At 34.3% G+C, this 2973-nt stretch carries 6 protein-coding genes; 2 read left to right on the top strand and 4 right to left on the bottom strand.

The genetic code is table 11. The features are described 5' to 3' along the window. Window positions 1–254, top strand: a 254-nt coding sequence (locus RLO81_RS04005) for an SDR family oxidoreductase (protein ID WP_350107570.1), incomplete at its 5' end; no start/stop codon positions are given. Between the two features lie 51 nt (window positions 255–305). Here the strand turns inward: RLO81_RS04005 and RLO81_RS04000 are convergent. From RLO81_RS04000 to RLO81_RS03985, 4 genes are all read right to left on the bottom strand, one after another. Then, a complete protein-coding gene (locus RLO81_RS04000; protein WP_350107568.1) occupies window positions 306–497 on the bottom strand; it encodes a CsbD family protein in 192 nt (63 codons plus the stop codon). A 369-nt stretch (window positions 498–866) separates the two neighbouring features. Continuing rightward, entirely contained in the window at window positions 867–1319 is a 453-nt protein-coding gene (locus tag RLO81_RS03995) for a DUF4199 domain-containing protein (RefSeq protein WP_350107566.1), read from the bottom strand. A 62-nt stretch (window positions 1320–1381) separates the two neighbouring features. Beyond that, a complete protein-coding gene (mscL, locus tag RLO81_RS03990; RefSeq protein ID WP_350107563.1) occupies window positions 1382–1804 on the bottom strand; it encodes a large-conductance mechanosensitive channel protein MscL in 423 nt (140 codons plus the stop codon). An 11-nt stretch (window positions 1805–1815) separates the two neighbouring features. Continuing rightward, window positions 1816–2565, bottom strand: coding sequence for a sulfite exporter TauE/SafE family protein (locus tag RLO81_RS03985; RefSeq protein WP_350107560.1), 750 nt, complete (start codon window positions 2563–2565; stop codon window positions 1816–1818). Between the two features lie 117 nt (window positions 2566–2682). Here RLO81_RS03985 and RLO81_RS03980 point away from each other — a divergent pair. After that, the coding region (locus RLO81_RS03980) for an SDR family NAD(P)-dependent oxidoreductase (protein ID WP_350107557.1) at window positions 2683–2973 on the top strand (291 nt) is incomplete at its 3' end.

Here is a 2973-nt window from a genome sequence, read left to right as displayed (position 1 = left end):
GTGCTACAAAATTTGCTGTTATATGTTTTTCGCACGCTCTATATAAGGAGGTAAGAAATGACGGTGTAAAGGTTACTTGTTTTTACCCAGGGTCGGTGCAAACTAATTTCTTTGATTCTATTGAATCTGTCACAGCGAATGAAAATATGATGCAACCTGAAGACATTGCAGGTACTATTATTCACTGTCTGGAATCAAATGCCAACTACCATCATGTAGATATTGAGGTAAGACCCTTGAAACCGAAGGGATAAAATAAGGCATCCGCTATCTAGCGGATGCCTTATTTGAAAAAATTATCAATTTTACATGTTGATTAATGATTCAACTTCTCTTCTGATATCTGTTTTAGATTTACCGATTCGCTTTTCTATTCTACCAAATAACTCATCTTCCATACCTTTTTGGTAGGTTAAATCGTCATCAGTTAGCTCACCGTACTTTTTTTTGAGCTTACCTTTTACTTCTTTCCATTTACCGTCTAATAATAATTCCATAGTCTTTATATTCTTTTTTTAATTCAATAATTAACTACCTATACAGGTACAAATACTATTCCTGTTCTCCTGAAGGCTTTTGAGGGTGATATATTGGAAAAGTGTAGAGAAAATTCCCCAATAAATGAGTTTTAATGCAACACTGTTAAACTATTGGCATGACAATAGAATAGTCATAGTCAAGAGAAAACCAACAATTAAGAATGCACGCATAGACTTGCTAAGGTTTAAAACTCAGTAAGGATGTTTGTTCAAATCAAATTGAATTTATTGTTTCTACAGATAGGTAGTTTTTATTAGATTTTCGTAAAAAAACCATCTGAATTCCATCCGATGGTTTAATCACATGTAATTTAATCATTAGTTTTCTTAAGCCTCGGCCAGATGCGATTTTTTGAGTAGTTGCATATTCGCGTAACTCATTAAACAACCGGATGCCAAACCTTCGATAAAAATTTGAATTACTGCACCATATTTATTTATGTATAGGCCGAAAGGTTCATTTAATTTTATCGAATCCATAAATGCCGGATTGATCACAGTGAGATATAAAAAACCAAATATGGAGAATACCAATGAGGCCACAAATGCAGTAATAATGCCTGTGCCTAATCCTTGAAAATAGTTGAAATCATTATCTGATTTCTTATATTCTTTAATGGCTTTGTAAATACCAAAATACATGATCACTCCATTGAAAAACCTGAGCTCAATAACATGGATGTACCCGAGTAATTGTAATGCAAAAAAATACGCAGAGAGTAATGCAAAAACGATCAATCCCCACTTTAATCCGATTTGTTCTAATGTTTTAGGTTTCATGCATTATCAACACAAGTCAGTTGATAATTGTTTAAAAAAGACCAAAATCTAACAAATTTGAGCTATTTCTGATTTTTTAAAAGGTCTCTTATTTCAGATAAGAGTTGTATGTCTTTAGGTGTTGGAACGGTGTTATCTTTTTCGTTATCAGCTCTTGCTCGCAATTTATTTATGCCTTTTACAATTAGAAAAACTGTCATGGCAATAATTAAAAAGTCTAATACCGACTGAAGAAACACGCCATAGTTGAGGGTTATTAGCTCCTGCTCTATTTCGCCAGCAGTAGTTTTTATTTCTTCCTGTATAACAAGCTTCAGATTTTGAAAATTAACCTTGCCCAAAACAAGTCCGAATACAGGTGTGATAATATCATTAACAAGTGAAGAAACTATTTTATTAAAGGCTACACCGATTATAATACCGATAGCCATATCGAACATATTGCCCTTAATGGCAAACTCTCTAAACTCTTTAATAATTTTCATAGAGGCTTAAATTAATAAAACCATAGCTTAATGGCCAATGCGGTTACGGTAATTACTAGTATTCTTTTTATCCATTTGTCACTTTTTTTAACAGACCAGCGGCTTGTTAACCAGCCACCAATAGCATTACCGGCAGCGAGAGTTAACCCGTAAGTCCAGTTGATGACATCTTCATAAATAAATACAGCCACTGCTGACAAACTATAAATTAAGGCCACAAATACTTTGGCACTGTTAGTTTTAACAAGACTAAAACCATTGATTGTAGTGAGTGCGGCTACCATTAAAAAACCTACACCTGCCTGGATAAAGCCGCCATAAATACCAATAAAGAAGAAAGTAACAATACCAATGGCCATCGACTTCTTACTCATTTTCTCATGCTCATCTACTTCTGTTTTAATGGGCTTAAAAACTGTAAGTAACACCACACCCACCATGATTATGGCAATAATTCTTTGAAAAATATCATCGCTGATGTCAGTAGATATTTTGGCTCCAATTATGGCACCTACAAATGCAGATAAGGCAATGTATAAACTATAGGGCCAAGCATGTACTCCTTTAGATCGAAAACCAGCTACCGCAAAAATGTTTTGCCCAATAATGCCTATTCTATTTGATGCATTAGCAACGGTAGACGGAAGGCCCAAAAAAATAAGTACGGGCAAAGAAATTAGTGAACCGCCACCAGAAGTTACATTCAAAAACGCAGCAATTATGCCTGTTCCGAATAATAAAAATACCTCCCAAATAGTCATGCGCTAATCTACTATTTTGGAATCAATAGGTGCAACTTTGGTTTTAATAATCCATTTATAGTTTATGGTTTTATAATTTAGGGAAAGTGAAATCAATCAGCTAATAAATTCAGATTTATGGAAAGTAAGATAATAATTGTGACTGGTGCGAATCGTGGTATTGGCAAGCAAATAACGAAAGAATTGGCTCAATTAGGACATCGTGTGATTGTTGCGGCAAGAGATAAGAAGTCTGGCAGTAAATTCGCTAATCAATTAATAAATTCTGGATATCATGCTGAGTTTAGATGGTTGGATTTGGAAAGCCCTGAGTGCATTCACGATTTTTCAAAAGGGTTATATACTGACTTTGAAAAAATAGATGTGCTTATTAATAATGCTGCTGTTTTTTTAGACCAGGGACAAAGT

It is taken from the genome of Fulvivirga sp. (assembly GCF_040220315.1).
In the GTDB taxonomy this organism is placed as follows: domain Bacteria; phylum Bacteroidota; class Bacteroidia; order Cytophagales; family Cyclobacteriaceae; genus Fulvivirga.
The sequence above is the reverse complement of the archived record's forward strand: the minus strand, read 5'-3'. Positions and strand labels throughout refer to the sequence as shown.

Bases quoted from the DNA above. Each gene is read 5' to 3' on its own strand.
- RLO81_RS03985 (WP_350107560.1), bottom strand. From the start codon at position 2,565: ATGACTATTTGGGAGGTATTTTTATTATTCGGAACAGGCATAATTGCT.
- RLO81_RS04000 (WP_350107568.1), bottom strand. From the start codon at position 497: ATGGAATTATTATTAGACGGTAAATGGAAAGAAGTAAAAGGTAAGCTC.
- mscL (WP_350107563.1), bottom strand. From the start codon at position 1,804: ATGAAAATTATTAAAGAGTTTAGAGAGTTTGCCATTAAGGGCAATATG.
- RLO81_RS03995 (WP_350107566.1), bottom strand. From the start codon at position 1,319: ATGAAACCTAAAACATTAGAACAAATCGGATTAAAGTGGGGATTGATC.